Annotated in this window: 30 protein-coding genes and 1 pseudogene; 15 read left to right on the plus strand and 16 right to left on the minus strand. The window is 67.3% G+C overall.

All coding sequences use genetic code 11. The annotated features are described in order from the left end of the window. Positions 1 to 64 precede the first annotated feature (64 nt). Both H8F26_RS07575 and H8F26_RS07580 read left to right on the plus strand, forming a co-directional pair. Positions 65 to 1,651, plus strand: coding sequence for an iron uptake porin (locus tag H8F26_RS07575; RefSeq protein ID WP_197158605.1), 1,587 nt, complete (start codon positions 65 to 67; stop codon positions 1,649 to 1,651). 127 nt (positions 1,652 to 1,778) lie between these two features. Next, positions 1,779 to 2,462 carry a J domain-containing protein gene (locus tag H8F26_RS07580; protein ID WP_231605537.1) on the plus strand — a complete coding sequence of 228 codons (684 nt, stop codon included), beginning with the start codon at positions 1,779 to 1,781 and terminating at the stop codon, positions 2,460 to 2,462. Between the two features lie 46 nt (positions 2,463 to 2,508). Here H8F26_RS07580 and H8F26_RS07585 read toward each other — a convergent pair whose 3' ends face one another. Then, positions 2,509 to 2,760 (minus strand): NAD(P)H-quinone oxidoreductase subunit O, encoded by a 252-nt coding sequence (locus tag H8F26_RS07585; RefSeq protein ID WP_197158607.1) that lies wholly within the window; start codon positions 2,758 to 2,760, stop codon positions 2,509 to 2,511. Positions 2,761 to 2,813: 53 nt separating this feature from the next. Between H8F26_RS07585 and H8F26_RS07590 the strand changes: the two genes are divergently transcribed. Both H8F26_RS07590 and H8F26_RS07595 read left to right on the plus strand, forming a co-directional pair. Further along, complete coding sequence (locus H8F26_RS07590) at positions 2,814 to 4,067, plus strand: cation:proton antiporter (protein WP_197158608.1); 1,254 nt, start codon at positions 2,814 to 2,816, stop codon at positions 4,065 to 4,067. A 33-nt stretch (positions 4,068 to 4,100) separates the two neighbouring features. Then, positions 4,101 to 5,036 (plus strand): TIGR01777 family oxidoreductase, encoded by a 936-nt coding sequence (locus H8F26_RS07595; protein ID WP_197158609.1) that lies wholly within the window; start codon positions 4,101 to 4,103, stop codon positions 5,034 to 5,036. Here H8F26_RS07595 and H8F26_RS07600 read toward each other — a convergent pair. From H8F26_RS07600 to H8F26_RS07615, 4 genes are read right to left on the minus strand one after another with little or no spacing between them, the layout of a single operon-like run. Further along, positions 4,993 to 5,250 (minus strand): hypothetical protein, encoded by a 258-nt coding sequence (locus H8F26_RS07600; RefSeq protein WP_197158610.1) that lies wholly within the window; start codon positions 5,248 to 5,250, stop codon positions 4,993 to 4,995. The two genes, H8F26_RS07595 and H8F26_RS07600, sit on opposite strands and share 44 nt — an antisense overlap. Further along, positions 5,243 to 6,547: a lipid-A-disaccharide synthase-related protein gene (locus H8F26_RS07605; protein WP_197158611.1), complete on the minus strand. Its 1,305-nt coding sequence runs from the start codon at positions 6,545 to 6,547 to the stop codon at positions 5,243 to 5,245. Before H8F26_RS07605 ends, H8F26_RS07600 begins: the two co-directional genes overlap by 8 nt. Further along, complete coding sequence (locus H8F26_RS07610; protein ID WP_197158612.1) at positions 6,544 to 6,963, minus strand: tetratricopeptide repeat protein; 420 nt, start codon at positions 6,961 to 6,963, stop codon at positions 6,544 to 6,546. The genes H8F26_RS07605 and H8F26_RS07610 overlap by 4 nt, the downstream gene beginning before the upstream one ends. Positions 6,964 to 7,021: 58 nt before the next feature. Further along, on the minus strand, positions 7,022 to 7,432 hold the full coding sequence (locus tag H8F26_RS07615) for a HesB/IscA family protein (RefSeq protein ID WP_370594694.1): 411 nt from the start codon (positions 7,430 to 7,432) through the stop codon (positions 7,022 to 7,024). 363 nt (positions 7,433 to 7,795) lie between these two features. Between H8F26_RS07615 and zds the strand changes: the two genes are divergently transcribed. The 3 genes from zds to H8F26_RS07630 are packed head-to-tail and all read left to right on the plus strand — an operon-like array spanning position 7,796 to position 10,283. Then, complete coding sequence (zds, locus tag H8F26_RS07620) at positions 7,796 to 9,298, plus strand: 9,9'-di-cis-zeta-carotene desaturase (protein ID WP_197158614.1); 1,503 nt, start codon at positions 7,796 to 7,798, stop codon at positions 9,296 to 9,298. An 18-nt stretch (positions 9,299 to 9,316) separates the two neighbouring features. After that, on the plus strand, positions 9,317 to 9,796 hold the full coding sequence (locus H8F26_RS07625) for an SRPBCC family protein (protein ID WP_197158615.1): 480 nt from the start codon (positions 9,317 to 9,319) through the stop codon (positions 9,794 to 9,796). After that, entirely contained in the window at positions 9,717 to 10,283 is a 567-nt protein-coding gene (locus H8F26_RS07630; protein ID WP_197158616.1) for a hypothetical protein, read from the plus strand. The genes H8F26_RS07625 and H8F26_RS07630 overlap by 80 nt, the downstream gene beginning before the upstream one ends. Before the next feature lie 9 nt (positions 10,284 to 10,292). On the opposite strand, the gene H8F26_RS19320 is transcribed toward H8F26_RS07630, so the two are convergent. From H8F26_RS19320 to H8F26_RS07650, 5 genes and pseudogenes are all read right to left on the minus strand, one after another. Further along, a complete protein-coding gene (locus H8F26_RS19320) occupies positions 10,293 to 11,063 on the minus strand; it encodes a uroporphyrinogen-III synthase (protein WP_370594695.1) in 771 nt (256 codons plus the stop codon). Positions 11,064 to 11,948: 885 nt separating this feature from the next. After that, positions 11,949 to 12,323, minus strand: a pseudogene (locus H8F26_RS20115) (glycosyltransferase family 2 protein); the annotation flags it as partial. Positions 12,324 to 12,384: 61 nt separating this feature from the next. Beyond that, positions 12,385 to 14,061 carry a glycoside hydrolase family 3 N-terminal domain-containing protein gene (locus H8F26_RS07640; RefSeq protein ID WP_197158617.1) on the minus strand — a complete coding sequence of 559 codons (1,677 nt, stop codon included), beginning with the start codon at positions 14,059 to 14,061 and terminating at the stop codon, positions 12,385 to 12,387. Beyond that, positions 14,058 to 14,477 carry a 30S ribosome-binding factor RbfA gene (rbfA, locus tag H8F26_RS07645; protein WP_197158618.1) on the minus strand — a complete coding sequence of 140 codons (420 nt, stop codon included), beginning with the start codon at positions 14,475 to 14,477 and terminating at the stop codon, positions 14,058 to 14,060. The genes H8F26_RS07640 and rbfA overlap by 4 nt, the downstream gene beginning before the upstream one ends. 2 nt (positions 14,478 to 14,479) lie before the next feature. After that, complete coding sequence (locus H8F26_RS07650) at positions 14,480 to 14,686, minus strand: DUF751 family protein (protein ID WP_197158619.1); 207 nt, start codon at positions 14,684 to 14,686, stop codon at positions 14,480 to 14,482. Between the two features lie 127 nt (positions 14,687 to 14,813). On the opposite strand from H8F26_RS07650, the gene H8F26_RS07655 reads away from it, so the two are divergent. Further along, the gene (locus H8F26_RS07655; protein WP_197159060.1) at positions 14,814 to 15,533 is read left to right on the plus strand and encodes a glutathione S-transferase family protein; all 720 of its coding nucleotides are present in this window, start codon (positions 14,814 to 14,816) and stop codon (positions 15,531 to 15,533) included. On the opposite strand, the gene H8F26_RS07660 is transcribed toward H8F26_RS07655, so the two are convergent. Next, positions 15,490 to 16,191: a DUF6816 family protein gene (locus tag H8F26_RS07660; RefSeq protein ID WP_197158620.1), complete on the minus strand. Its 702-nt coding sequence runs from the start codon at positions 16,189 to 16,191 to the stop codon at positions 15,490 to 15,492. The two genes, H8F26_RS07655 and H8F26_RS07660, sit on opposite strands and share 44 nt — an antisense overlap. Here H8F26_RS07660 and H8F26_RS07665 point away from each other — a divergent pair. Continuing rightward, on the plus strand, positions 16,190 to 16,456 hold the full coding sequence (locus H8F26_RS07665) for a chlororespiratory reduction protein 7 (RefSeq protein WP_197158621.1): 267 nt from the start codon (positions 16,190 to 16,192) through the stop codon (positions 16,454 to 16,456). The genes H8F26_RS07660 and H8F26_RS07665 overlap by 2 nt on opposite strands. Before the next feature lie 22 nt (positions 16,457 to 16,478). Here H8F26_RS07665 and H8F26_RS07670 read toward each other — a convergent pair whose 3' ends face one another. Beyond that, positions 16,479 to 17,183: a shikimate kinase gene (locus H8F26_RS07670; RefSeq protein ID WP_197158622.1), complete on the minus strand. Its 705-nt coding sequence runs from the start codon at positions 17,181 to 17,183 to the stop codon at positions 16,479 to 16,481. Between the two features lie 196 nt (positions 17,184 to 17,379). Between H8F26_RS07670 and H8F26_RS07675 the strand changes: the two genes are divergently transcribed. Beyond that, positions 17,380 to 18,252: a 6-carboxytetrahydropterin synthase gene (locus H8F26_RS07675; protein WP_231605596.1), complete on the plus strand. Its 873-nt coding sequence runs from the start codon at positions 17,380 to 17,382 to the stop codon at positions 18,250 to 18,252. Positions 18,253 to 18,263: 11 nt separating this feature from the next. Beyond that, positions 18,264 to 18,998 (plus strand): dihydrofolate reductase family protein, encoded by a 735-nt coding sequence (locus H8F26_RS07680; protein WP_231605539.1) that lies wholly within the window; start codon positions 18,264 to 18,266, stop codon positions 18,996 to 18,998. A 10-nt stretch (positions 18,999 to 19,008) separates the two neighbouring features. Here the strand turns inward: H8F26_RS07680 and H8F26_RS07685 are convergent, their stop codons facing one another. Beyond that, entirely contained in the window at positions 19,009 to 19,485 is a 477-nt protein-coding gene (locus tag H8F26_RS07685) for a hypothetical protein (protein WP_231605540.1), read from the minus strand. Positions 19,486 to 19,554: 69 nt separating this feature from the next. Here H8F26_RS07685 and H8F26_RS07690 point away from each other — a divergent pair, with 69 nt between their 5' ends. After that, on the plus strand, positions 19,555 to 20,736 hold the full coding sequence (locus H8F26_RS07690; RefSeq protein WP_197158624.1) for a GNAT family N-acetyltransferase: 1,182 nt from the start codon (positions 19,555 to 19,557) through the stop codon (positions 20,734 to 20,736). A 9-nt stretch (positions 20,737 to 20,745) separates the two neighbouring features. Beyond that, a complete protein-coding gene (locus tag H8F26_RS07695) occupies positions 20,746 to 21,144 on the plus strand; it encodes a DUF4346 domain-containing protein (protein ID WP_197158625.1) in 399 nt (132 codons plus the stop codon). A 55-nt stretch (positions 21,145 to 21,199) separates the two neighbouring features. Here H8F26_RS07695 and H8F26_RS07700 read toward each other — a convergent pair whose 3' ends face one another. Beyond that, a complete protein-coding gene (locus tag H8F26_RS07700) occupies positions 21,200 to 22,807 on the minus strand; it encodes a B12-binding domain-containing radical SAM protein (protein ID WP_197158626.1) in 1,608 nt (535 codons plus the stop codon). A gap of 152 nt (positions 22,808 to 22,959) precedes the next feature. Between H8F26_RS07700 and H8F26_RS07705 the strand changes: the two genes are divergently transcribed. Further along, on the plus strand, positions 22,960 to 23,052 hold the full coding sequence (locus H8F26_RS07705; RefSeq protein ID WP_197158627.1) for a cytochrome B6: 93 nt from the start codon (positions 22,960 to 22,962) through the stop codon (positions 23,050 to 23,052). Between the two features lie 37 nt (positions 23,053 to 23,089). Here the strand turns inward: H8F26_RS07705 and H8F26_RS07710 are convergent, their stop codons facing one another. Together H8F26_RS07710 and rimO are read right to left on the minus strand one after the other, a co-directional pair. Then, positions 23,090 to 24,310 carry an MFS transporter gene (locus H8F26_RS07710; RefSeq protein WP_197159063.1) on the minus strand — a complete coding sequence of 407 codons (1,221 nt, stop codon included), beginning with the start codon at positions 24,308 to 24,310 and terminating at the stop codon, positions 23,090 to 23,092. Positions 24,311 to 24,411: 101 nt separating this feature from the next. Beyond that, complete coding sequence (gene rimO, locus H8F26_RS07715) at positions 24,412 to 25,806, minus strand: 30S ribosomal protein S12 methylthiotransferase RimO (protein WP_197158628.1); 1,395 nt, start codon at positions 25,804 to 25,806, stop codon at positions 24,412 to 24,414. 138 nt (positions 25,807 to 25,944) lie between these two features. On the opposite strand from rimO, the gene H8F26_RS07720 reads away from it, so the two are divergent. After that, entirely contained in the window at positions 25,945 to 26,859 is a 915-nt protein-coding gene (locus H8F26_RS07720) for a vitamin K epoxide reductase family protein (protein ID WP_231605542.1), read from the plus strand. Positions 26,860 to 26,906 lie beyond the last annotated feature (47 nt).

Raw genomic sequence — 26,906 nt, forward strand, 5'->3', positions numbered from 1 at the left:
TTTCCGTCAGGATGTCGTGGCTGATCCATTGGATCGGCCCCCTCAATTTGGTGTGAGGATCTCGATGAAACCATTCCAGAAATTTTTTCTGGCGCCAGCGGCCTTGGGTCTGCTATCGCCCCTGGCTGCCAACGCCAACGAACTCAACCTGGATGCCGTCAACCAGTACGCTTCCCAGGAGCAAGTCACTAGCATCAGCCAGTTCTCCGACGTTCAGCCCACCGACTGGGCCTATCAGGCACTCAGCAATCTGATCGAGCGCTACGGTTGCGTCGCCGGCTACCCGAACGGCACCTATAAAGGTGGACAGGCCATGACCCGCTATGAAGCGGCGGCCCTGCTGAACGCCTGCCTCGACCGGATCACTGAAGTGACCGACGAGCTCAAGCGCCTGATGAAGGAGTTCGAGAAGGAGCTCGCCGTGCTCCGTGGCCGCGTCGATGGCTTGGAGGCCAAGGTGGGAGAGCTGGAGGCCACCCAGTTTTCCACCACCACCAAGCTCTCGGGCGAAGCCACCTTCTTGCTGGGTGCTTACGCCTTTGGCGGTAGCGCTGGAGAGGCGCGCGATCTGGCTCGTGAAGAATATGGGGCCACTGTTTTTGTTTACGACGTTCGCCTGAACTTCGATACCAGCTTCACGGGCAAGGACCTGCTGAGAACTCGTCTGCGTGCCGGCAACTGGGCATCCAGCGCTTTCGATGGCCCTACCGATTTCCGCAGCCTGAAGTTCGATAAGTCGTTCGAGTCTGACGCTGGCCCTAACGTGGTTGATATCGACCGCTTGTACTACACCTTCCCGGTGGGCGACCAGCTCAAGTTTACTCTTGGTGCTCGAGCTCGTAATACAGAGCTCTTGGCTCTTAAGCCTGTTGTTTATAAGTCCGATCTCCTGGACTTCTTTACTGGCACCTTTGGCGCTTCGGGTACCTATAATAAGGAGACTGGCGCCGCAGTTGGTGCTATCTGGAAGCAGAAGGTGAAGAAGGGGAATCCCTACCTCGCGGCTGCGGTGAACTACGTCGCCAAGAATGCTGCCAATGGGAACCCTGGTGAAGGTGGCGTGGGGACCGACAACTCCGCAGCTTCCTTCATGGCTCAGCTGGGCGGGGCTGGTAAAAACTGGGGCTTAAGTGCCGCTTACCGCTATGGCCAGTGTGGTACTAATCTTCGCTCTGGTACCGGCTACACCTACCGTGCGTCCAGGGTGGGTTGCGATGATCTAGGCAATGGTGGTGGCAGCACCAACAACTTTGCTGTCAGCGCCTACTGGCAGCCCTCTGAGTCTGGCTGGGTCCCTTCGATCAGCGGTAGCTGGGGAATCAGTACCTTCAGCGACAGCTATAAAGTTGCCACCGATACCCAGGCTGCTCAGTCCTGGATGGTGGGTCTGCAGTGGAGTGATGTGTTCGTGAAGGGGAATAACGCGGGTATGGCCGTTGGTCAAGCTCCCTTCACTACCTCTGCCTTCAGCGATACCACCCCCCAAGACGGCAACTATGTCTGGGAGTGGTGGTACAAGTTCCAAGTCACCGACAACATCAGTGTGACCCCCGCGCTGGTGTATCAGAGCCGTCCTCTTGGTCAGAACACGCCCTCAGGAAAGAGTCTCGATTCCCTCGGCGGAGTGGTCCAAGTGGGCTTCAAGTTCTGATTGCCTGATTGCTTCACTCCTCACACATCACAAGTCGTTTGCCTCCCGCGTCAGCGGGGGGCTTTTTTTATGGGGCGCCCCTGTGCTGCCTGCGGTGAAAATGGAGCCTGATCCCGTGCCGTTGCCCTTGTCTGCGTTCCAGCCCGCCCGTGATCCCTACCAAGTCCTGGGGGTGGCCAGCTCCGCTAGTGCCGCCGAGATCAAGGCGGCTTACCGCGCTCTGGTGAAGCAACACCATCCCGACGCCGGCGGCGGCGACGACACGATCCTGGCCCTCAATGCGGCCTGGGAGGTGCTGGGCGATGGTGAGCGGCGCCGGTGCTACGACGGCCATCGCGGTCGGGGGGCCGCGGCAGCCAGCGGGACCGGTGGCGGCGCGCGACGGGCGGCACCACGCCGCGGCGGCCAGGACGATGGGTTGCTGCTGGCCTGGTTGCAGCAGGTCTATGCACCGATTGATCGGTTACTCGGGCAGGTGATCAATCCCTTCCCTGCCCAGCTGCGGGAGCTGGCCGCTGATCCTTATGACGATCGCCTGATGGAGGCGTTCTGTGGGTTTCTGGCCCAGAGCCAGGCGAAGATCGAGAAGGTTGAGGCGCTGTTTGGCTCACTGCCCTGCCCGCCCTCGGCCAAGGGCTTTGGTCTCAGCCTCTATCACTGCCTCAGCCAGGTGAAAGACGCCCTGCAGGAGCTGGAGCGCTACACCATGGGATATGTGGACGGCTATCTGCACGATGGCCGCGAGATGCTGCGGGAGGCCAAACAGCGTCGCAGCCTGTTGAAGCAGGAGCGGCGCCGCCTGGAACTCTGAGCTGGAACTCAGAGCTGGAACGCTGAGAGATACAGCCGTCGCTGGCTCAGGCGGCGTAGGCCTCGAGTTGATCCAGCCGCAGCCACACATCAGGAACGGGGCGGTTCCAGCGCAGCTGGGCGTACTCGCCCTTCACGAGCAGGATCTCGCCGGGCCCCGCAAAGAGGTAGTCAGGCGGTGCCGGATCGCTCGCCGTAGCCTCAAGGCTGCCGCAGTAGGCGGCCCGGTTCACCCGCACCAGGCTTCCCTTCTTCAACGGAGGTGGGCTGCTGGTGGTGTCGGTCATCGATTCAGCCATCGGTGGCTGCTGGACTCAGTCCACGCTAGGACCCCTGCAGCTCAACCACGCCCATGTCCCCCACCCTGGCCTTGCTGCTGGCCGTGTTTGGCGCCCTGATGCTGGTTGCCGTGCTGCTCGACGACATGGCGGCCCGTCTGCGGGTCCCTGGCGTACTGCTGGTTCTGGTGCTTGGTCTGCTCACCGATAACGATCTCGATGCCATCACCGGCCTTGAGGCCCAGCCGCTGCTCACCCTCGCCAGTGCTGATCAGATCGCCCAGGTCGCGCTTGTGCTGGTGCTGTTCTTCGGCGGGCTCACCACCAACTGGCGCGAGCTCCGGGCCGTGCTTCAGCCGGCCGCCCGGCTGGCAAGCCTGGGGTCATTGGTGACGGCCCTGTTGATCACGGGGGTGGTGATGGCCCTGGGCTCCCTGGCGAGCGACGAATCGCCGATGAGTTTCCCTTTGGCTCTGTTCGTTGGTGCGATGGTCTGCAGCACCGACGCTTCCGCCGTTCTGGCCCTGTTGCGCCCTCTGTCGGGGCGGTTGCCGAAGCGCCTGATCGATCTGATCGAGTGCGAGTCCGCCTTCAACGACCCCGTGGCGGTGGTGCTGGCCGGTGTGGCGATGGCGATGGCAGGAGCCGGCGGGGCATCGGGGCTGGCGACGCCCTCCTCCCTGGTCACTGAGGTGATGCGTCAGTTTCTGCTGGGAATCCTGTTGGGCTTTCTGGGCGGCAGCCTGGCCCGTCAGCTGCTGGCGGCGCGGCGTTCGCTCACCAGCCCGGCGCTGTTGGCTGTGGTGAGTCTGGCGGTGCTGATGTTGCTGGTGGGCGGGACCCAGCTGTTGGGCGGCAGTGGCCTGCTGGCGGCCTACATCGCTGGTCTGGTGCTGGGGAACAGCGCCGATTCCGAGCGGTTGGTGCTGGAGGAGGCCCACGCCGGCTTCGCCAAGATGGCGGAGCTGCTGCTGTTCCTCTGCATGGGACTGGTGGTGAGCGCCGATGCAGTGGTGGAGTCGTCCCTGCATGTGCTGGTGCTGTTCGGCTCGATGCTGCTGGCCCGCTGGCTGATGGTGGAACTGGTGCTGGCGCGTTCCGGCTTCCCCCGCAATTCCCGGCTGTTCATTTCTTTCTCTGGTCTGCGCGGCGCGGTGCCGATCGCCCTGGCGATCCAGGCCGCGGCCAGCTCCGTCCCCTGGGGGGATGCGATGCCTCCCCTGGCCCTGGGGGTGGTGCTGCTGGGCTTGCTGGGACAGGGCTTTCTGCTGGTGCCACTGGCGCAACGGCTGGGACTGGCCACCGCCGCGGAGCCGCCGCAGACCTAGCCTCGCGGCATTCCATCGCATTGATCGACGGGCGTGCGTTTGCTGTTGCTGGGTTGTTCGGGTTTCGTCGGGCGCGAGTTGGTTCCGTTCCTGCTGGAACTGGGGCATTCGATCGTGCTGGTGAGCCGCCAGGCCCAGCCGTTCCCCCATCTGCTCGGGGAGCGCTTTGCAGCCATGCAGCTCGACCCAACGGACGCCACCAGCTGGCAGCGATCCGAGCTGCTGCAGGCCCTGGCTGAGGCCGAGGGGGTGGTGAATCTTGCCGGGGAGCCGATCGCCGAGAAGCGCTGGAGTGCATCCCAGCGCCAGCTGCTGCTCGACAGCCGCCTGAGCACCACCAACGCTCTGGTGCAGGCGATGGCTGGCCTGAGGCTGCCCCCGGCCGTGCTGGTCAACGCCTCGGCGGTGGGCTACTACGGCACCAGCCTGGAGAAGCGGTTTTCAGAGTCGAGCCCCACGGGGGCTGATTTCCTCGCCGATGTCTGCCGGCAGTGGGAGGCGGCGGCCGATCGGGCGCCAGTGGGCTGCCGGGTGGTGAAGCTGCGCATCGGCATTGTGCTGGGGCCCGATGGTGGTGCCCTGGCCAAGATGCTGCCGGTGTTCAGGGCCTGTTTCGGCGGTCCGATCGGCTCAGGTCGGCAGTGGATGAGCTGGATTCACCGGCATGACCTCTGCCGCCTGATCGGCGCGGCCCTCGAGGATGGTGGCTTCAGCGGGGTCTACAACGCGGTTGCACCGGAGCCCACCACCATGGCGTCGTTCGCGGCGGCCCTGGGCAAGGCTCTGGGCCGCCCCAGTCTCCTGCCTGTCCCCGGTCCGATCCTGCAGCTGTTGCTCGGCGATGGCGCCCAGGTTGTTCTCGAGGGCCAGCGAGTCGTGTCGGAGCGGCTGCAGCCGCAGGGTTTCAGCTTTCACTACCCGGAGCTCAACGCTGCCCTCGTCGCTGCCACCAGCCCAGCGCCCCACTGATCAGGGCCGCCGCCATCAGCAGGCCGATCGCCGGAGTGAACAGGGGCTCCCAGAGCCGTTGAAAGACCTGCAGCGGCGCCTCGATCTCCTGGCTGTGCAGGGCGACCGCCAGGGCGAACCAGCCGGCGCCGGCCAGCACCACGAACACATCGATCACCAGCACGGTGTCGAGGGCACCCTTGAGCCGTTGCAGGGGGGTGGTGGGGTCAGCCATGGGTGGCAGTGGAGTGCTGGGGCAACAGGGCCATGATTGCCGCGGCCATGCGCTGGGTGCCGGCGGGTTCTCCGATGCGCTCCAGTCCCAGCTGATCCAGCTGCCGGCGCCATTGGGGCCCGCGTTCGGCATCGGCCAGTTCCTCAAGCAGTCGCGCCGCCAGAGCCGCACTGGCCCGCAGGGTGTCGACCCTGCCCGCCTCACCGGGAGCACACACCACCCCGGGGCCGAGCAGGCGCCGCTGGGCTTCGGCGAAGCCCTCCGTGAACTGGGGGCCCTGGCCGACCAGTTGCAGCACCGGTTTGCCCAGGCCGACGGCCTGCTCGGTGGCGGTACCGGCCATGGCCACCACCAGATCGCTCTGCCGCAGGAGGGAGGCGAAACGACCCCAGCCCAGGTGAAGCCTCAGCTCCTCACGCTGCATCCAGAGGCCCTGGGGTTGATCGGCGGAGCCCTGCAGTTGCCAGCCCAGTCGCTGGGCCAGGGCTGCCAGGCGCTCGCTGTCGAGGTGCCGCACCAGAGCCGCCCGCAGACACAGCCGTGACGGCTGCCTCAGCTCCTGCGGCAGCAGGATGAGCAGGTGCAGCATCAGCTCCAGGTTCTGCTCGGCTTCCGGCAGGCGACTGCCGGGCAGCAGGACCAGGCTCTGTGGTGCAGCACTGGCGTTCCTGGCTTCGTCCGTGGGCGTGGCGCTGTCGATCGCTTCGGCATCTCCAGGCCCTGCCGGCGCTCCGGTCCCGGAGCCATCTGCCACCAGATCAAAGAAGGGGTTGCCCAGGAACAGCACCGGCCGCCCCAGCTGCTGGCTCAGGTCAGTGGCGGTGAGGGCGTCGCGGCTCCACACCTGCAGCAGGCGGCGCCGCCGCAGGATCCAGCCGCAGGGCCAGGGCAGCCGCAGGCGGCCTTCGTAGTGGCTGGAATACGCCACCAGATACACGACGCCTCGGCAGCCGGTCAGCCACCAGGCCAGCAACGGCACCACGTCGCCCACGATCACCACCAGATCGGTCTGCTTGCGCCGCCGCCACAGACGCAGCAGCTGCCCGAACAGGTACACCACCTGACCCTGGGCCAGTTCGGTGAGGCGCCCGCGCAGACTGGTGTAGCCGAGCCCACCGGTGCTGAAGGAGCGGGTGCGGCCCAGCACGGCGATGCCGGCCTGGCGGTAGGGCTCGCCATGGCCCACCAGGGGCAGGGCGCTCACCTGGATCCCCGGCTGCTGGATCAGGGCCCGGCCGAGCAGGGCGCCACTGAGGTCTTCCCCGTGGCCGTTGCTCAGCAGCAGCAGGCGTGTCAACCCTGCAGCCACCGCTGCACCTTCTGCATGGCCGGCCAACCTGGCTTGCGCTGCAGGCCATCGGCCATCGAGTCGTTCAGTTCAGCAGCCAGTTCCGGTGCCATCTGCATCACCCGCTGCACCATCTCGATCTGTTCGCGCACCCCCTTGGAATCGGTCTCGAGCAGGGCCAGGCAGAGGTTGATGCGGGCCTGGGGATCCTGGGGATTGAGCTTCACGGCCGTGCGGGCCGAGCGCAGGGCGTCGTCGGCCTGGCCTTCCAGCAACTGCAGCCAGGCCAGGCAGGTCCAGCCCGCCGACTGGCGGGGGGCCTGCTGGGTGATCGCCTGGAATTCCCCGATCAACTCGGCGGACGGCCCACCCTGCTGATAGCGGGCGATGGCCGCATCGAAGCGGGATTCAAAGGTGGCCGTCATCGGCGGGAGCGAAGCCTCGGGATCTCAGATTCCCATGTCGGCCGTCGCAGCCCAGGGATCAGACGGCAAAGGAACTGCCGCAGCCGCAGGTCTGGGTGGCGTTGGGGTTGGTGAAGTTGAAGCCGCCACCGATCAGGGCGCTGGAGAAGTCGAGCTGCATGCCGTAGATGTACAGCAGGCTCTTGGGGTCGCAGACCACCTGGAAGGCAGCCGATCCGTTGGGTTCGTAGGTGTACTGCTCGTCATCGGAGCGGATCTGGTCGGCATCGATGAAATCCATCGTGTAGCTCATACCGCTGCAACCGCCGGAGCGCACGCCCACCCGCAGCACTTTGCTGTCCCCCTGCTGGCTCGTCAGGGCGGCCAGCTGCTTCATGGCCGGCTCGGTGATCAGGATGCCCCGGCCGTCCTTGCCGGCGGAAGCCTGGGGGGGGGCGGAGGCGGGTTGGCTCGCGGTGGGGGCCGCGATCGTTTCGGTGTTCAAGGTTTCGAGGGTTGCGGATGTCGTAGTTGCGGTTGCGGTTGCGGTTGCGGAGCGCACGGTCTCGGGGCTCATCGCTGGGGCCGCGGATGGGTCATGCCACAACTCTATGGAGCACTGGCTGCCATTGTTGCTTTCGTGGGTGTCCGCGGCTTTCGCTTCCTTGTGGTCACGAGGGCCATCCGGTCACGAGGCCCATCCGGCGCTGTTGCAGCCATCCCTCTGACTTTCCGTGCTGCTGGGGCTGTCGTCTCGCCGACAGACGCCACAGGCTGGCGGCTGCCTGGACCGGATATCCGCTCGCTGGCGCAGCCGTCTCCATAGAGTCGGCCCAGTTTGGGAATTCAGAGGGTGAGGGTCGCCATCGTGGGAGCGGGGCTGGCGGGACTCTCCGCAGCAGTGGATCTGGTCGATGCCGGTCACCAGGTGGATCTTTACGAGGCCCGGCCCTTCATGGGTGGCAAGGTGGGCAGCTGGGAAGATCCCGAGGGCAACCACATCGAGATGGGGTTGCATGTGTTCTTCTTCAACTACGCCAACCTCTTCGCCCTGATGCGCAAGGTGGGGGCGTTCGAGAACCTCCTGCCCAAGGACCACACCCACCTGTTCGTGAATGCGGGTGGGGATCTGCGCGAACTCGATTTCCGTTTCCCGATCGGCGCCCCCTTCAACGGTCTCAAGGCCTTCTTCACCACCCCCCAGCTCGACTGGATCGACAAGCTGCGCAATGCCCTGGCCCTGGGCACCAGCCCGATCGTGCGCGGACTGGTGGATTACGAGGGGGCGATGCAGGTGATCCGCGATCTCGATCGGATCAGCTTCCAGGAGTGGTTCCTCGGCCATGGAGGCAGCCTGCGCAGCATCGAGCGCATGTGGAATCCGGTGGCCTACGCGCTGGGTTTCATCGATTGCGCCACGATCTCGGCTCGCTGCATGCTCACCATCTTCATGATGTTCGCGGCCAAGACCGAGGCCTCCAAGCTCAACCTGCTCAAGGGGTCGCCCCATCGCTGGCTCACCGGCCCGATCCTGGCCTATATCGAAGCCCGTGGCGGCCGCCTGCACCTACGCCACCGCGTCAAGGAGGTGCACTTTGAGGAGGCACCCGCAGAGCCCGGTGATTCGGCCCTTGCTCCGCTCACCCGGGTCACGGGGCTCACGATGGGAACACCGGCGGGGGATCTGAACGTGCAGGCCGATGCTTATCTCGCCGCCTGTGATGTGCCCGGCATCCAGCGCCTGCTGCCGCAGGCCTGGCGCTGCCACGAGGCTTTTGATGCGATCTACCGGTTGGAGGCCGTGCCGGTGGCCACCGTGCAGCTCCGCTACGACGGCTGGGTCACCGAATTGGGCGATTCCGCCGAGGCGACCGGTCGCCGGGCCGACCTCGCCCATCCGGCCGGTCTCGACAATCTCCTCTACACGGCAGACGCCGATTTCAGTTGCTTCGCGGATCTGGCCCTGGCCAGCCCGGTGGACTACCGCAGGCCTGGCCTTGGCTCGCTGCTGCAATGCGTGCTCACCCCGGGCGATCCCTGGATTCCCAAAAAGACCGAGGAGATCGTGGCCGCCACCGATGCCCAGGTCCGCAGCCTCTTCCCCTCGGCCCGCAACCTGACGCTGGTGTGGAGCAACGTGGTCAAGCTGGCCCAGTCGCTCTACCGCGAGGCGCCAGGGATGGAGCCGTTTCGCCCGGATCAGCGCACCCCGGTGTCCAACTTCTTTCTGGCGGGCAGCTACACCCGCCAGGACTACATCGATTCGATGGAAGGCGCCACCATGAGCGGGCGTCTGGCTGCGGCCGCGATTCTGGACCGCCCGGTTCAGCTCGCCAGCAATGCGGCCGTGGCCTGACCCCTTGCACCTTTCCCCATGGGCCGTTGGCTTGAGCACAGCGTCACCACCGAGATCCAGGCCCCCGCGGATCGGGTCTGGGTGGTGTGGAGCGATCTCGAGGCGATGCCGCGCTGGATGCGCTGGATCGAGTCGGTCAAGACCCTTGATGACCCCGATCTCACCGACTGGACCCTGGCGGCCCAGGGATTTCGTTTTCATTGGAAGGCTCGCATCACCCAGCGGGTCGAGGCCCAGCAGCTGCACTGGGAATCGGTGGGGGGATTGCCGACCCGGGGGGCGGTGCGCTTCTATCCCCAGGGTCCCGGATGCACCACGGTCCGGCTCAGCGTCAGCTATGAGCTGCCGGGGGTGCTTGCACCCCTGATGGAACCCACCATCCTGGGGGGCATCGTCACCAAGGAACTGCAGGCCAACCTTGACCGTTTTCGCGACCTGGTCGAAATCTCCAGCGGCCCTGGCGCTGACCTTGCTGCTGACGGGCTGTCAGGGGATTGAGCTTCCCTTCTCGATCCCCGGCTTTGGCGGCGGCCCTGCATCTGAGGCGCCTGCTCCCGATCGCCAGCCGCCAGCCCGGGAGAACCCTCTGTCCGAACCTCCGCTCGACTCTGCCGGCCTGACTCCCCTGCTCAAGCCCCAGGCCGTGGTGGCTTCCATGGTGGTCGGCCGCCTGGATCCCTTCAGTTCGCCGTTGCTCAGTGCCAACGGCCAGCTCATCTCTGGCCTTCCAGGAGCTCCTGGAACGGAGGTGCGACCTCCACTGCTGTTGCCCGAAGCCTTCCGCTTCAATGGTGTGGTGGCATCCAGTGGTCGGCCGAAGGCTCTTGTCCAGTTCGAATCTGTGAGCGGCAGTCTTGCTCCCGGGGATCAGGGGGGCCGCTCCACCGATCTTCTGCCGCCTGGCTGGTCAGTGCAGGCGGTGGACGTGCAGCAGGGGCGTCTGGTGCTGCGCCAGGCCGACCGCACGATCACGGCTGAGCTTTGAGGGGTTGCCTCAGTCTTGTTCGCTGAGGGCCCTGCAGCAGGCTGCCACCAGTCCGTTGAGGTCATGGGGGTCCGCTTCGGCGTCCACCCTGCCCAGCTCCTGGCGGCAGCGGGCCGTGGTCTGGGGGCCGATCGAAATCACGGCCACGCTGTCCAGCCGCTGGCGCCAGTCGCTCCCGAAGTGGCGCTGCAGCAGCTGGCAGGTGTGGCTCACCGTCTTGCCGCTGCTGAAGGTGATCGCATCCAGGTCGCCTCGCTCCAGAGCCAGCAGGGTCTGCGAGGGCAGGGCCTCAGGGCAGCGCGTTTCGTAGGCGGCCACTTCCACCACCCGGGCACCGGCTTCGCCGAAGGCCTCCGCCAGCACGGTGCGGCCGCCGCTCTGCACCCGTGGCAGCAGCAACCGCAGGCCCCAGGCTGAGACAGGGAAGTGCTCGATCAGGCTGTCGGCGACATAGGCAGGAGGTACGAAGTCTGCAGGGGCGCCGAGATCCTCCAGCTGCCGGGCCGTCTTGCGGCCCACCGCGGCGATGTTGAGGCTGCCGGGGAGGTGCGCCAGGTCGCCGCCGCGGCGGCGCAGCCGCTGTTGCACCGCCTCCACCCCGTTGGCGCTGGACAGGATCAGCCAGTGAAAGTGCTCCAGTTCCGCCAGGGCGTCGTCGAGCGGACCCCATTCATCGGGGGGACCGATCACGAGGGCCGGCAGATCCACGACGCGCGCTCCCATCGCCTCAAACAGAGCGCGAGCTTCCCCCAGCTGTTGCTCCGCCCGGGTCACCGCCACGGTGCGGCCCGTCAACGGGCTGGCAGGCTCCAGCTTCACCAGCGAGGACGCCTGCTGGCGCAGGGCCTCCGCTGCCGAGGTCTTGCCCTGGCTGGTAAGCAGGGCGATCGCCTGACGGAAGCCCTCGCGGGCTGCGGGGATGTCGCCCATCAGCAGGGAAACCACGCCCAGGTTCTGGTGGGCCCCTGCCTGGCTGCTATCGCAGGTGATCGCTCGGCGATAGGCCGCGGCGGCGGCCTCCAGGTGACCGCAGCGCCGTTCGATCAGACCGAGCTGGATCCAGCCCGGCGCCAGTTCGGGAGCGGCGCCGGTGGCGGCACGGGCCAGTTCGAGGGCTTCGCTCAGGTGGGATGGCGTGGCGGAGGGTCCAGCGTTCTCGGCTTGTTGCAGCAGCAGCGCCGCCAGATTGTGAAAGGCCGCCAGTCGGACCCGCGCCGGCAGGGGCTGGGTGAGGGCTTCGCGATACAGCGTGGTGGCCCGCTGCGGCTGGGATGGCGCCGTGGCGATGGCGAGATGCAGCAGCAGCTCGTAGCGCTCCGCCACCGCTTCAGCGGGGCACTGGGCCAATCCCTGCTTCAGCAGGGACAGCCCCCGTGCCGTGTTGCCGTCACTCACCTCGAGGGCGCCCAGCTTGGCGCAGGCGTAGGGGTCGCCGGGCTTGCGGCGCAGTTCCTGCTCCATCGCCTGGCGCAGGCGCTGGGCCTTGCGTCCATCGGCCAGCAGTTCCGGTCGGTAGCCGTCGTGCAGCAGGGCCGGTTCCGGACAGTCGGCAATGCGCCAGTGGGGCTCCTGCGCCATCAGCGCCATCACGCTGTCGTCCACCAGGGAGTGGTAGGCCTGGCTCCAGTGGATCGCCGGATGGCGGCGGAACAGTCGGCTGACACTGGAATAGGGCGACTGACTGGCCCCCTGCTCCCGTCGCAGCAGGTTGATCAGCAGCAGGTCGGGCTGCTCCATCAGTTGCCGCAGAGCGGGAATGGCCTCGGGGAGCAGCACCTCGTCCGCATCGAGAACCAACACCCACGCGCCCCGGACCCACTCCAGGGCGCGGTTGCGTGCCGGTGCGAAATCGCCGGGCCAGGTGATCGGGTGCACCACGGCGCCACACCGCTCGGCGATCGCCACCGTGTCATCGGTTGAGCCGGTGTCCACCACCACCATCTCGTCGACGAAGTCCCGTACCGAGGCCAGGCAGCGCTCCAGGCACGCGGCCTCATCCCGCACGATCATCGAGAGGCTGAGCTGAGGCTCGGTGCCCATGGCGGTGGGTAGGGACTTGGTCACGGTTGGTCTGGAGCGAGGCGGAGGGGCGCCAAGGCGCTCAGTCGGTGAAGGACCCAGCCTGGCTTCCTTCTCCAAGGCCGATGGCCTCCAGGGCGTAGCGCTGGGCCAAGGGTGTCTGGGCGGGGCAGTAGGCGGCGGGAATCTGCGGGTCGAGCTCCGCCACCAGGCTGTCCCAGCGATAGGGGCTGCCGTAGACCACCAGGGCTGCCAGCCGGCCGATCTCCTGAAGTTGCTGGATTGCCTGCTCCCACGGCTCCTGACCGCCGGCGCCGCCGGTGAAGGGATTGCCGCGCAGGAACAGCTGCAGCAGCACCGCTCCACTGCCCAGGCTCTCCAGGTTGAGCGGATGGCGGGGATCCTGGCTCCAGGGGGAGGGGCTGCGAGGTTCGAGCAGGCGGCTCCGGAAGCCCGCTGCTGCCGGCAGGTTCAGGGCTGGTGCCCCCAGCGGCAGGGCAGGGCATTGCAGGGCGTTGTCGATACGAATCAGGTTGCAGCCTGCCGCGCTCGGTGTGCCCTGCGGGCGGACCGTCAGGCGGCCGCCGCGATGCTGCAGACCGCCCTGCACCAGCTCCCTGGCCAGTGCCCGGTGCTCAGCCCGGGGGCCCTCGCTGAGGCGCCGGAGTGGCAGGGCCACGTCTGCACCGGAGGGCTGCTGAGCCGCGGGTTCCGCGACCGAGGCCAGGGCGCGCCGCCGCCGTTGCTGGCTGGCTGCCAGCCGCTCTGGCGACAGGCGGCCCTGCTGCACGGCCTCCAGGATTGCGTCGATGGCCGCGTCGGCGTTCTCCGGCATCAGCACCAGATCCGCCCCGGCGACCAGGGCCAGCACGGCGGCCTCGGCCCCGCCGGTGCGGGCCGCAATCGCCTCCATCACCAGGGCGTCGGTCACGATCAGGCCCTCGAAGCCCAGCTCCTGGCGCAGCAGTCCGTCCAGGACGGCCGGCGACAGGGTGGCAGGCTGCTCCCTGTCCAGCTCGCTCAGCAGCAGGTGGGCGGTCATCACCGAGGCCACTCCAGCGGCGATCGCGGCCCGGAAAGGCGGCAACTCCACCTGCTCCAGCCGGGTGCGCTCGTGGTCGAGGCGGGGCAGTTCCAGATGGGAATCCACGGCCGTGTCGCCGTGCCCCGGGAAGTGCTTGGCGCAGCAGAGCACCCCCTCGGCCTGGGCGCCGCGCAGGAAGGCCGTGGCCAGGGCCGCCGCGGTGGCGGGATCCTCCCCCCAGGCGCGCAGGTTGATCACCGGGTTGGCGGGATTGTTGTTGACATCGCACACCGGCGCCAGCACCCAGTTGAGGCCCAGCTCCCGGGCTTCGGCGCCCGTGCAGCGGCCATAGCGCTCGGCAAGCTCCTCGGCTCGCCCTGGCTCCCGCTGGTAGAGGCGACCCAGGGTGAGGGGTGGTGCCAACCAGCTGGCCCCCTCGAAGCGCTGCCCCACCCCCTCTTCCACGTCGGCGCAGAGCAGCAGTGGCTGGCCTGACCAGGCCTGGAGCTGGCGGCAGCGCAGACCCAGCTCGGCGGCGCTGCCGCCCAGCAGGATCACGCCCCCCACCCCCTCAGCCAGAAGGCGCCGCAGGGTGGCGTTGTCGAGCTCCCAGCGGGGATAGCGCCGCTGATCGTCGCTGAGGTGGCCGCTGCAGCGCACCACCAGCAGCTCGGCCACCAGGCGCCGCAGGTCCTGCTCCGTGGCCGTTCCAGCGCCAGCCCCGGCCGCCGTCATGGCGCAGTGCCGTTCTGGTCCTCGGGGGCGTCAGTCAAGGGTGGCTCACTGTCTTTGCTCAGCCGTTCTTCCCCAAGGCGGTTCAGCAGACTCAGCACCGTGGTCCCGCGTTCGAGGCCACGATCCAGTTGGAACACCACCTCGGGTGTTCGGCGCATCTTCAGCCGGCGGCCCAGTTCGCCTTTCACGTAGGCCGCGGCCGACTGCAGGCCGGCCATCGCCTGGATGCGGTCGTCGTCGCTGCCGAACACGCTCACGAAGATCTTGCAGTGCTGCAGATCGCCGGCCACATCCACATGGGTGACGCTCACCATGCCCTGGCTGACCCGTTCGTCCTTGATGCCCGTGATCAGGAGCTCGCTGATTTCGCGGCGGATCAGGGCCGCCACCCGTTCCACCCGTCGGCCCTGTGCCATGGCTATGCCAGAGGTGCTGTGGTCACCATCGCACGCAGCACCAGACCCAGACTGAGCAGGCCGCTGATCAGGGCCCCCACCAGGGCCACCGCCGTGACCGGATTGCTGCGTCGCCGTGCCAGCGGCTCCACCACCGAATTGATCACCCCGAGGCTGAAGGCGATCAGATAACGCGGGTACCGCGTTACGTTCACGAAAAAGTCCTTCATGGCCGCCGTGCACCGCGCTCGCAGGTGCTCGCTACTCTGCCGCCCGGAGGTTAGCTCTGTCGCATTCCGGCCGCGGATCCCTCCCGCCGCATCCCGCCAGTCCCCCTTGCCCCCGGAGTCACCGCCGATGGAACTGCATCAGTTCAGACATTCGGCCTTCTGCGAGAAGGTGCGCCTGATCCTGGCGGCCAAGGGTCTCGATTACACCGTTGTGGAGGTGACGCCAGGCCTTGGCCAGCTGGAGGTGTTCCGCCTCTCGGGTCAGCGGCAGGTGCCGGTGCTGGTGGATGGCGGTGAGGTGATAGCCGATTCCACTGCCATCGCCCTGCATCTGGAGGATCGCTACCCCACGCCGGCCCTGCAACCCGTCGATCCGGTCGAGCGGGCCCGCCTCTGGCTTCTGGAAGACTGGGCCGATACCGCCCTGTCCGCAGGCTGTCGCCTCGCCCTGGTGCAGGCCGCCGCCGCCGATCCGGTCTTGCGCACGGCCCTGCTGCCGGATCGGTTGCCCGGCCCGCTGCGCAGCCTGGTGGGTGCCCTGCCGTCCGAGGCCCTCTCCTCCCTCACCGGTGCTGTTGGCGAGGCGATCGCCGGTGAGGCGATGCAGCAATTGCGCCGCAACCTCGAGCAGCTCGCCCTGCTGGTGGAGTCCACTCCCTATCTGGTGGGCGATGCTCTGTCCATTGCGGATCTGGCCGTGGCGGCCCAGCTGTCGCTGCTGAAGTTCCCCGCCAGCGCCGGAGCACCCCTGGCGGGCCGTGGCGTCACCGGTATCGCCGACAACCCCCTGCTGGAGCCCCTGTTCAGCTGGCGGGACCGGATTGTGGCCGCAGCGGGACGAGCCTGAGCTCGTACTGGGCGAGGCTCCTGGGGCTGGCCATCAGGCCCTCGGTCGGGGAGGGGTAGGTGGCCAGCCATTGCTCGCCCCTGATGGTTCCATCCGCTTCAAGCTGGTAGTGGCTCAGCACCTCCACCCGGCTGACCCTGGGTGCCGCCTCACCATGCAGCACCTGCAGGCTGAGTTCGTCGGCCAGGAACTGGTCGGGTGGCAAGGTCAGCACCTGCCGACCGATCACGCGGGTTTCCAGCAGGGATCCGTCGCGCTGGCGGGCCAGCTGGCGGTTCGGGTTCGCGGGGTCGTCTTCCACGCTGACCAGACGATGGCCCAGCACTGCCCGGCCGATCGCAGCGGCGTTCGCGGCCCGGGCGCCCACGATGCGGCCCCGGCGATCGGCGATGAAGTCGACGCGGTAGTGCAGCGGTGGCTCCTGGGCTGGCCCCGCAGGCGCTGAGGTGTCGCCCTCAAGGCTGTGGCTGGTCACCTCCCAGGCTCCCGCAAACCAGTGGGGATAGATCAGGTCGCCTCGCCCCGGCCGCGGCAGGGTGACCGGCAGCCGCCACTGCGGCCAGCTGCTCAGGCGCTCCTGCACAACCGTTCCAGGGGCGGCTGCGACCGGCAAAGCCAGCAGGATCGCCAGGATGGTGCCCAGCAGCGTTGCGGCCATGTCTGATCCCCTGATGCGGGAGCTTGATCATTACGTGGTGCTCGAGCCGGGGCGGCCTCAGGAGATCCTTGATGTGGGCGCCGCGTTGGGTTGGTTGGCGGCCCACCTCGAGCGTCTGCCTGCGGTCCCAGAGGATCTGGCCGGCCTCGCCGATGCCCGGGCCCAGGCGGAACGCCTGCTCGACACCGCCTGCGAGTTGGAGCTGGCACCGGGGCTGGCGATCCAGTGGTTCGCGGTGCGTCTGGAGCCCGGCGGCCACCGGTGAGCCGTGGCGAGGTGAGTCATCGTCAGTTGAGCGAGGAAGTGATAGCTCCGTCGCCGTTGATCAGCGTCAGTGGTTCGCTGGGGCCGGCCTGGCGTTCCTTGAGGATCGAGGGGAGCCCGTCCAGCACCTGGAGCGCCACCTGCTCCGGGGGGCCGCTGCCCTGCACGATGTGCAGGTCGGCCTGGGCATAGAGGGGGCGGCGCTGCTCCAGCAGCTCCCGCAGCCGTCCGTGCGGGTCGGGGCCGGCCATCAGCGGGCGCGGGGTGGGGTCGGCGTTGAGTCTCTGCAACAGCACCGCATCGGCAACATCCAGCCACACCACCACCCCCTGGTGCAGGTGGCCCCAGTTCTCCGGCCGTGTCACGGCGCCGCCGCCGGTGGCCACCACCAGGGAATGCCAGCTGGCGATCTGATCGAGCACGGCGGTCTCCAGGGTGCGAAAGCCCGCCTCTCCCTGCTGCTCAAAGATCGCCGGGATCGGCTGGCCTGCCACCTGTTCGATCGTGGTGTCGGCATCGAGGAAGCGGTAGCCGAGCGCCGCGGCCAGGGGCCTGCCCACCGCACTTTTGCCCGCGCCCATCATCCCCACCAGATAGATGTTGATCCCCTCCAGGCGGCGGGCGAGGGAGCGGTGGGTGGTGCGATCGGCAGCTTCCCTGCTGATGTCGGAGGCAGAGCCCCTGAATCCGTCACGGCCATCGGATCCGGAGGAAGCGGCGGGGGACATGGGCGGCGGGCGTCGAGCGCGGCAGTGCTTGGGATCCGGTTTCTAGGATGCACGCTCTACACAGGCATGGGCGAAAATGGCTACCGGCTTGCGTGCGCCCACCCTGGCCCCACCGGAGTCGGCTGCGCTGCGGCCGGCGTCTGCGGCATCCGTGCCCGCTGGAACGGCCTGCCCCCACGGCCGGGGCCGCCCCTGTGTGATCACACGGCGGGCCACCTTCAGTGCCAGCCACCGCTACTGGTTGCCGGAACTGGATGCGGCCACCAACCAGGAGCGCTTCGGTCCCTGCAGCATCGCCCCCGGCCATGGCCACAACTACGAGTTGGTGGTGGCCATGGGTGGCGATCTCGACGCCGATGGCATGGTGCTCAATCTCTCGGATGTGAAGCACGCCATCCGCCGTGAGGTGACCGGACAGCTCGACTTCCGCTACCTCAACGAGGTCTGGCCGGAGTTCGATCTCTCCACCCCAGCCGGTTGTCTGCCGACCACCGAAGCCCTGGTGCGGGCGATCTGGACCCGCCTGGCCCCCCATCTGCCCCTGATGGGGCTGCGCCTCTACGAAACCGCCAACCTCTGGGCCGACGTGATCGGCGACACCATGGAAGCCTTCCTCTCGATCCGCACCCATTTCGCCGCCGCCCATCGCCTGGCCCGCCCCGAGCTTTCCCAGGCGGAGAACGAGGCGATCTACGGCAAGTGCGCCCGGCCCCATGGCCATGGCCACAACTACCTGCTGGATGTGACCGTGCGCGGCAGCATCGACCCCCGCACCGGCATGGTCTGCGATCTGGCGGAGCTCCAGACCCTGGTCCAGGACCTGGTGGTCGAGCCCTTCGATCACACCTTCCTCAACAAGGACGTGTCCCACTTCGCCGCCTGCGTGCCCACCGCCGAGAACATCGCGCTGCATATCTGCGATCTTCTGGCGTCACCGATCGCCGCCACAGGCGCCTGCCTGCACAAGGTCCGCCTGCAGGAGAGCCCCAACAACGCCGCCGAGGTGTTTGCCGAAACCGCCCAGCTGGGCATGCTGCCCCGTGGGCTTGAGGTGCTGGCGGCGGCCTGAGGCCTGTCGCCGTGGTTGCCCTGTCGCCTGGCCGGAGCCGACCACTGCTGAGGCTGGTGCTGGCCGTGAGCCTGGATGGACGGCTGGCGCCGGCAACGGGAGGTGCGGCCCAGATCGGCGGCCGCGGCGATCGGCGGGTGCTGGAAGAGTCCCTGGCCTGGGCAGACGGCTGCCTGATCGGCGCCGAGACGTTGCGGCGCCACGGCACCACCTGCCTGATCCGCCAGGCCGACCTGCTGGCCCAGCGCGCTGCCGCCGGCCGTGAGCCCCAGCCCCTGGCGGTGGTGGTGAGCCGCAGTGGTGTTGTGGAGGTCGGTCTGCCTTTTTTTGCCCAGCCCCTGCGGCGTTGGCGGCTGGATCCTGGTGGCGATCCGGCCGGCCTGGCGGCTGGTCCTGGTGCCCCCGCCGGGGATCGAGCCTCCGCGCCCGCTGGTTTTGAGCGCCAGCTGTGTTGTGGCGGCTGGCAGGAGGCGTTGGAGCAGCTGGCGTTGGCCGGCCTGGAGCGGCTGGTGGTGCTGGGCGGCGCACGGCTGGTGGCCTCCCTTGTGGCCGAAGGCTGGCTCGATGAACTGCAGCTCACCCTGTGCCCCCAGCTCCTGGGGGGGGCGCACAGCTGGTTGCCGGCGACATCGCCGGTGATGGATGCGCTGCAGCGCGGCTGGCGGCTGCAGGAGCAGCGCCTGCTTGAGGACAGCGAGCTGCTGCTGCGTTATGACCGCCCCGGCCTTGGTGGCGATCGCGCGTAGGGCGTGCCGTTCAGGGCGTACGGCTTCGGTCTTTGCCTGTCCCCGCGCTCTGACCGAAGCGTTTGGCCAGCTCCTCCAGCGGCACCTCCTGCAGGCTTTCGGGTTTCAGTCCCAGCAGACGGGCCAGGCAGCGTTTCACCACCCATTCGCTGTCGTCGCCGAAGCGGCCCTGCACCAGTTCGCTGACCACGCCGAGGCTGCGGCCACTGCGGTCAGTCTCTTCGATCAGGCAGGCACTGGTGGGCCCGGCCAGCTGGCGGCAGGGATCCTTCAGTCTGCGGGCCAGATCGCTCTGCCCTCCAGAGGCGGTCTCCACACAGACCCGGGCGAGCCGCTCCTCCAGCTGCGGTTTCATCATCATCAGCAGCGGCCGGGCCAGGCCAGCCCGGGCCGGTGGCGCTGCGCCCAGCCCGCCCAGGCCACCCAGCAGTGCGGCGGCCAGGGGCAGCAGCAGGGATCGGTGCGATCGTCGCTGGGGCTGGTGCATGACAGACCGCCGTGGCTGGAACAGTCCCGTTAGTTTTGCGCCCGAACACTCGCCACCGCGGCCCGCTCCATGGCTGAGTTGCACGCCCGCTGGCACCAGTCGATGGCGGAGCTGCCTTCCGAACAGTGGCAGGCGCTGGTGGGCCAGCACCTGCCGTTCTATGGCTGGGACTGGCTGCATCAGCTCGAGGCCAGCGGCAGCATCGTGCCGCGCCAGGGCTGGCAGCCCTGTCACCTGGGTCTGTGGCGCGGCGACCTGCTGGTGGCGGTGGCACCGCTCTATCTCAAGGGTCACAGCTATGGCGAATTCGTCTTCGACCAGGCCTTCGCACGCCTCGCCGACGACCTGGGGCTGCGCTACTACCCCAAGCTCGTGGGCATGAGTCCGGTGAGCCCGGTGCAGGGCTACCGCTTCTGGTTCTCCCCCGACGAGGACGCCGCGACACTGACCGGGTTGATGCTGGAGCTGATCGACGCGTTCTGCCGCCGCAATCATCTGCTCAGCTGCAACTTTCTCTATGTCGATCCCGCCTGGCAGCCCCTGGCCGAGGCGGCCGGCTGCGCCACCTGGATCAATCAGCAGAGCCTCTGGCACAACCCCGGCTATCGCAGCTTTGCTGATTACCTGGCCAGCTTCAACGCCAACCAGCGCCGCAACATCAAGCGGGAACGCAAGGCTGTCGCCAGTGCGGGTCTTCAGGTCACGCCTCTGGTGGGGGCGGAGATTCCCCCCCGGATGGTGGGGCGGATGCACGACTTCTATGCCCAGCACTGCAGCCGCTGGGGGCCATGGGGCAGCAAGTACCTCACCGAGGCGTTCTTCACGGCGGCGGCTGAGCAGTTGCGGCAGCATCTGGTGCTGTTCAGTGCACACCGCGGTGATCCCTCGGAGCCGGTGGCGATGTCGCTGTGCGTGCGCTCCGAGCAGGAGCTCTGGGGTCGCTACTGGGGCAGTGATGTGGACCTCGACAATCTTCACTTTGAGGTCTGTTACTACGCGCCGATTGAATGGGCGATCGCCCAGGGCATCCGCAGCTTCGATCCCGGTGCGGGGGGCAGCCACAAGCGTCGTCGCGGTTTCCTGGCCGAGCCGCGGGCCAGCCTGCACCGCTGGAGTGATCCCCGCTTCGATTCGATGCTGCGCCAGTGGCTGCCCCGGGCCAATGCGTTGATGCGCGAGGAGATCGAAGCGATCAATGCGGAGTTGCCCTTCAGTGCGACTCCGCTGCCTCTCGACCAGCGGGCGGCTTAACTTGGAGCCATGGTTCTGTTTTCCCCCGCCAGCGCCGCCGATCAGCGCCGCAGCCTGGATGAGCAGCTCTCGCAGCGCCAGATCGCACTGGATCCGGCCGGTTATTTCCTGATCAAGCTGGATGCCGAGGCCGGTGAATTGGTGGCCGAGCACTACGGCAACGGCATCAATGACCAGGGGCTGGCCACCGATCCGGAAAGCGGGGAGGTGTTGAGTTGCCGCGGCGCCGGTCCCCATGCCCCCCTGGCGGTGTTCCGGGGCCGCACGGCCAAGGAGCTGGGTGTGGCTCTCACCGAGGGGCCTGGGCCCCATCCGCTCAGCCGTCTGGATCATGCCCTGTATCTCGGGCGTGAACTGCAGAAAGCGGAAGCCTGCCTGCTACAGGGAATCCCCTACATCCAGGACTGAGCGTCAGCCAGGCCGTGCGTCAGTCAGGCAGTGAATGAGCCAGACACTGCTGTCTTCAAGCAGGCTGCAGCTGACGATCGGCCACCTGGCTGCGCGGCGGTTCGGGGGGAAGGGCCGAGAGCTGGTCCTGAATTTCCCGGGTCACCACCTCGCGATATTCCTGGAAGTGCTCGTTGTGGGCCAGGGTGACGAGGAACTGTTCGAGGTTGTCCGGGTTGCAGCGGGCGATCTTGACAATGGAGCGCCAGAAACGGAAGCGGGTGTCCCGCTGAAAGCCCTGACGCCAGATCACGATCAGCAGGGCACGCACATCGGTCCAGGTGGGGAGGGAGGCCTTGCCGAAGGCTGCGGCCTTCACATATTGCTGCCAGCGTGGTTTGCCCACCTTGGTGTAGTAATGCGTCACCCGATCGATGTAGGCGTTCGGCTCGTAGAGACGGCAGAACGCATCCACATATTCGTTGGCGATGTCGCGGATCGGCCGGGTGGGCACGAAGTTGAGCAGATTGGTCTGGTTCACGCCCTTGGCGTCGGCCTTTTCCTGGATCAGCCGATTTTCCTTCTCAAGGCGATGCCAGAGCCCGGTATTGGGCAGGGCCTGCAACATGCCCATCATCGCGGCGGGGATGCCGGTGCGGCTCACGAACGTCACGATCCGATCGCCTGCGCCCTTCTTCTCACCGTCGAAGCCGATGATGAACCCTGCCATCACCCGGATGCCGTAGGACGTGATCCGGTCGACGGATTCCTCCAGGGAACTGCGGGTGTTCTGGTGCTTGCCGGCGATCGAGAGGCTGGCCTCATCGGGGGTTTCGATGCCGAGGAACACCGAATCGAAGCGGGATTCGGCCATCATCAGCATCATTTCGTCGTCTGAGGCCAGGTCGACCGACGCTTCAGTGGCAAAGCTGAAGGGATAGCCATGCTCGATCTGCCACTGCTTCAGAGCAGGCAAGAGCAGCTTGGCGTTGCGCTTGTTGCCGATGAAGTTGTCGTCCACCAGGAAGATGGAGCGGCGCCAACCCAGGTCGTAGAGATATTGGAGCTCGGCGATCAGCTGCTGCGGTGTTTTGGTGCGCGGCTTGCGGCCGTAAAGCACGATGATGTCGCAGAACTCGCACTGGAACGGACAGCCCCGCGAGAACTGAACGCTCATCGAGTCGTAGGCATCGAGCTCGAGCAGGTCGAAGCGGGGAATCGGCGTGCCCGTCACATCCGGCTTTTCCCCCTCGGAGCTGAAGCGACCTCTGGATTCACCCCGCTCGATCGCTTCGATGAACAGAGGCAGGGTGATCTCACCTTCATCCAGCACCTTGTAGTCGGCCAGCTGCAGCTCGGGTGCATCCGGAGTGGAGCTCGCAAAGGGCCCGCCAACCGCCACGGGCAGTCCCCGGGCCTTGGCCTTGGCGATCTGGGCGGCCATGTCCGCCTTCTGGACGATCATCCCGGAGATGATCACCAGTTCAGCCCAGGCCCATTCAGCCTCGCTCACCTCGCGCACATTGCGGTCGACCAGCTTCATCTCCCACGTCTGGGGGAGCAGGGCTGCCACGGTGACCATGCCCAGGGGGGGCAGCAGCACCTTGCGATTCACCAGCTCGAGAATCTTCTCGTAGCTCCAGAAGGTTTTGGGAAATTCCGGGTAGATGAACAGGGTGCGCATGCTCGGGGGGGAAGGAGGTGTGGAAAAGGTGCTTGCGCAGTCGGCGTCCGGGTCGCCTGGTCAATGGTGCTGGCCACCCTAGGTGCATCCAGCTGGGAGCGCCGATCTCGGGCCTTCTGCTGTAATGGCACCCAAACGCTTCAATCACGGCCATGGGTGCGGCAATCTATCTGGGTCTGGTCGGTGGTGGCCTTGCTGCCGCGTTCATCGCCGCCGTGGTGCTGCGCGGCATCCGGCTGATCTGATCCGCCTGAGCTGAACCCAGCACGCCAACCCTGCGCGTCAATCGACGGGTGGTGGAATGCGCAGGCCGGCGCGCTGGGTCAGTTCCCAGAGCCCCAGCAGCACGCCGATGCCACCCAGCCAGGCAAAGGTGGCGGCCAGCCCGATGGTCATCGACAATCCGGCGGCGATCAGCCCGCTGAGGCCGCCGCCACCGAGGAAGGCGATCTGACCCAGGCCGGCCATCCGGCCGCGCAGCACCATCGGGCTGCCCACCTGGCTGATCAGATTCACCCCGGCCAGCAGCGATGCGGTCCCGGCGCCGATCACCCACGCCATGGCCAGTGCAAAGCCGGTGGATGTGCTGACGCCCATGCCCACCTGGGCCGCTCCGGTGGCCAGCACACACGCCCCCATCAGCAGGGCGGGGCGTTGGCTGAGCCAGCTGCTGTTCCGCTGCAGCACCACCCCTCCGCAGATGCTGCCGGCCGCCAGCACGCTGGTGAACAGGCCCAGGGCCTGGGGTGATGGGCCGAGGATCTCCGCTGCCATCAAGGGGGCCAGGCCAGGGTGGAAGAAGCCCGCCAGGCAGGCCAGGGCGGTGAAGCCGAGCACGTGCCGCAGGGGACGGCCGCAGTCCTTCCACGCGCTGATCAGGCTGGCTTTCTGACCCGGTCGGCTGCGCTGTTCCATCGCCCGGTTGGGCCGCAGCAGCCAGACAACGGTCGCAATCGGCAGCAGGTAGGTGGCGGCATCGATGGTCAGGGCCGCCAGGGGGCCGGTGGCCGCCACCAGCCAGCCCCCCACGGGCGGGCCCACCAGCTTGCCCACGTTGAACACCACCGAGAAACTGGTGATGTAGCGGGCCAGCTGGCCGGGATGGTCGACCACGAGGGCGCAGTACTTGTTGCGGGCCGTGAGTTCGAAGGAACTGGCGATTCCGGCCAGCATGGTGCTGAGCATCAGCAGCACCACCTGCATCGTGCCGGTCTGCAGCGGAATCGCCAGGGCGCCGAGGGTGCCGGCCAGAAACAGTCCCCACTGGGCGCGGATCAGCACCGTTTCGCAGCCGAGCCGATCGGTGAGCACCCCGGCCGGCCCGCTCACCAGCAGGCTGGGCAGGGCCAGCACGGCGAAATGCAGGGCCAGCACCATGGGGTTGCCGGTGCCGTGCATCAGGATCCAGCCCTTGGCGGTGATCCCGGCAAAGGATCCGGCGGTGCTCACGCCCGAGGCGATCAGGAAGGTGGTGCGCTGATGGCGGTGCAGCGTCTCCAGCAGGCCAGCTGGATCGTGTCCCGGGGGCTCAGGGGGCCGCCCGGACGCCCGGCTCGCCGCCGGAAGAACGGCCCGGGGGGCCTGGCTGGAGCTCTCCCTAAGGCTCAAGCGCCGCTCCGGTGGGCGGCGAGGGCGTCGCCCACCATGGCCCTGGCTCCTACAACTTCGCCCTCCAGGTCGTAGATGTCTGCCGCGGTGATCCGGACCGGCACCATGGTTCCCGGAGCGGCGCACAGACCCCCCACGCCTGGCCTCACCCGCACCTCGCCGTCCACCTCGGGGGCGTAGCGGGCGCAGCGGCCGAGCATCTCACCGGTGGATGGATTCTCCTGCTCGATCAGCACGTCCACGATCCGGCCCACCCAGGCGGCATTGCGCTCGGCAGAGATCGGTTGCTGCAGGGCCATCAGCCGGTCCTTGCGCTCCTGGGCAAGCTCGGGAGGCACCGGGTTGGGCAGGGACGCGGCGGCGGTGCCCTCCTCCGGGGAGAAGGTGAACACGCCCACGTGGTCAAAGCGTTGCGCGGCCACGAAGTCGAGCAGGTGCTGGAACTGTTCCTCGGTTTCACCGGGGAAGCCCACGATGAAGGTGGTGCGCAGAACGGCTTCGGGCAGCTGCTCGCGGATCCGTTGCAGCAGGCCCGCGGTCACATCGGCCTGCCAGGGGCGATTCATCGCCCGCAGCACCTCCGGGTGGCTGTGCTGCAGCGGCAGATCCAGGTAGGGCAGCACGTTGGGAACCTCCCGGTAGGCCGCCAGCACCTCGGGGGTGAGGCCGGTGGGATAGGCGTAATGCACCCGGATCCAGGGGATCTCCACCTCGCCCAGGGCCCGCAGCAGCTCGGCCAGCTGGGGTTTGCCGTAGAGATCCAGGCCGTAATTGGTGGTGATCTGGCTGATCAGCACCAGCTCCTGCACCCCCTGAGCGGCCAGCTGCCGGGCCTCGGCCACGATCGATTCGATCGGCCGCGACCGCTGGTCGCCGCGCAGCTTCGGGATGATGCAGAAGGCGCAGCGGTAGTCGCAGCCCTCGGCCACCTTGAGGTAGGCCACCGCCTCGGAGGTGGTGCGGTAGCGGGGCAGATGTTCATCACCCACGAAGGTGGGGACGGCGCTCACCTGGTTCACCCGCTCGCCGGCTTCCACCCGCTCCAGCACGCTGACGATGTGCTGGTAGTCGCCGGTGCCCACGATCGCTTTGGCCTCCGGCAGGCTCTCGAGCAGTTCCTCCTGGAAGTGCTGGGCCAGGCAGCCGGCGATGATCAGTTCCTTGCCCTGTTCCGCCAGTTCCACCAGGGTGCGCACCGATTCCTCGCGGGCGTCCTGGATGAAGCTGCAGGTGTTCACCACCACCACGCTGGCCTCGCTTTCATCGGCACTCACGCCGTAGCCGGCCTGGGCCAGCAGGCCGAGCATGTGCTCGGTATCCACCCGGTTCTTCTCGCAGCCCAGGTGGGCGAAGGCCACGGTCTTCCGACTGGACTGGCTTGGCGGGGACATGGAGGTCGCTGGGTTCAGGGTGGGCCGGATGGGTGAGAGATGGGCCAATCCACCACCCTATGCAATGGGAGAGGGTGTCAGGGGCCTTCGGCGCGCCGCCGCAGGACTGCCACAATTCCGTCAGCGCTTTCTGCCCCCGTGACGTCGAGTCTTCTCAGCAGTCGCCTCAGCAGCCGGCGGCCCAGCGAGCCCAGCCGGCGCTGGGTGTGGGTGGTGATGGCCGTGCTGGCCACCGTTGGCGTGATCGATACCGGCTCCATCACCCTGAAGCGGTGGGGGCTGCTCGGACCTTTGGTTTGCCCGGGGGGCGCCGAGGGTTGCGACAAGGTGCTCAACAGCGCCTGGGGCACCGTGCTGGGTCAGCCCCTGTCATTGCTGGGCTTCTTCGCCTATTCCAGCGTGCTGGTGCTGGCGGTGCTGGCGTTGGTGCTGCGCGGCGATCTGCGGAGCCGGTTATTGCCGGTCGGTCGCTGGGGACTGTTCCTGATCGCCACGGGCATGGCGGTGTTCAGCCTGCTGCTGCTGGGGCTGATGGTGTTCAAGATCCAGGCTTTCTGCTTTTTCTGTCTGCTGTCGGCCAGCCTCAGCCTGGCTCTGTGCGTCTTCAGCCTGCTGCAGGGGGGCTGGGAAGACCGGGGCCAGCTGCTCTTCCGTGGGGTGCTGGTGGCCTTGGTCGTGGCCCTTGTAGGCCTGGGCTGGGCGGCGTCTGTGGATCGGCCCGCCGCCGTCGACACCCGTGGCACTCCGCCAGCCGTCATTGCCGCCAGCACGCCGGAGTCCATTGCCCTGGCTGAACATCTCACCGCCACGGGCGCCGTGATGTACTCCGCCTACTGGTGCCCCCATTGCCATGAGCAGAAGGAGCTGTTCGGCAAGGAGGCCACCACCAAGCTGAAGGTGATCGAATGTGCGGCCGATGGCAAGAACAGCCAGAAAGAGCTGTGCGACAGCAAGAATCTCGAAGGCTTCCCCACCTGGGAGATCAAGGGCAAGCTCGATTCCGGTGTCAAGTCGCTGGAGCAGCTCAAACTGATCAGCGGTTTCTCGAACTGATCAGGGGCTGAATCCGTCTGGATGAACAGCGCCTGCAGTCGTCTGAG

The organism is Synechococcus sp. CBW1006 (genome assembly GCF_015840525.1).
Taxonomy (GTDB): Bacteria; Cyanobacteriota; Cyanobacteriia; order PCC-6307; family Cyanobiaceae; genus CBW1002.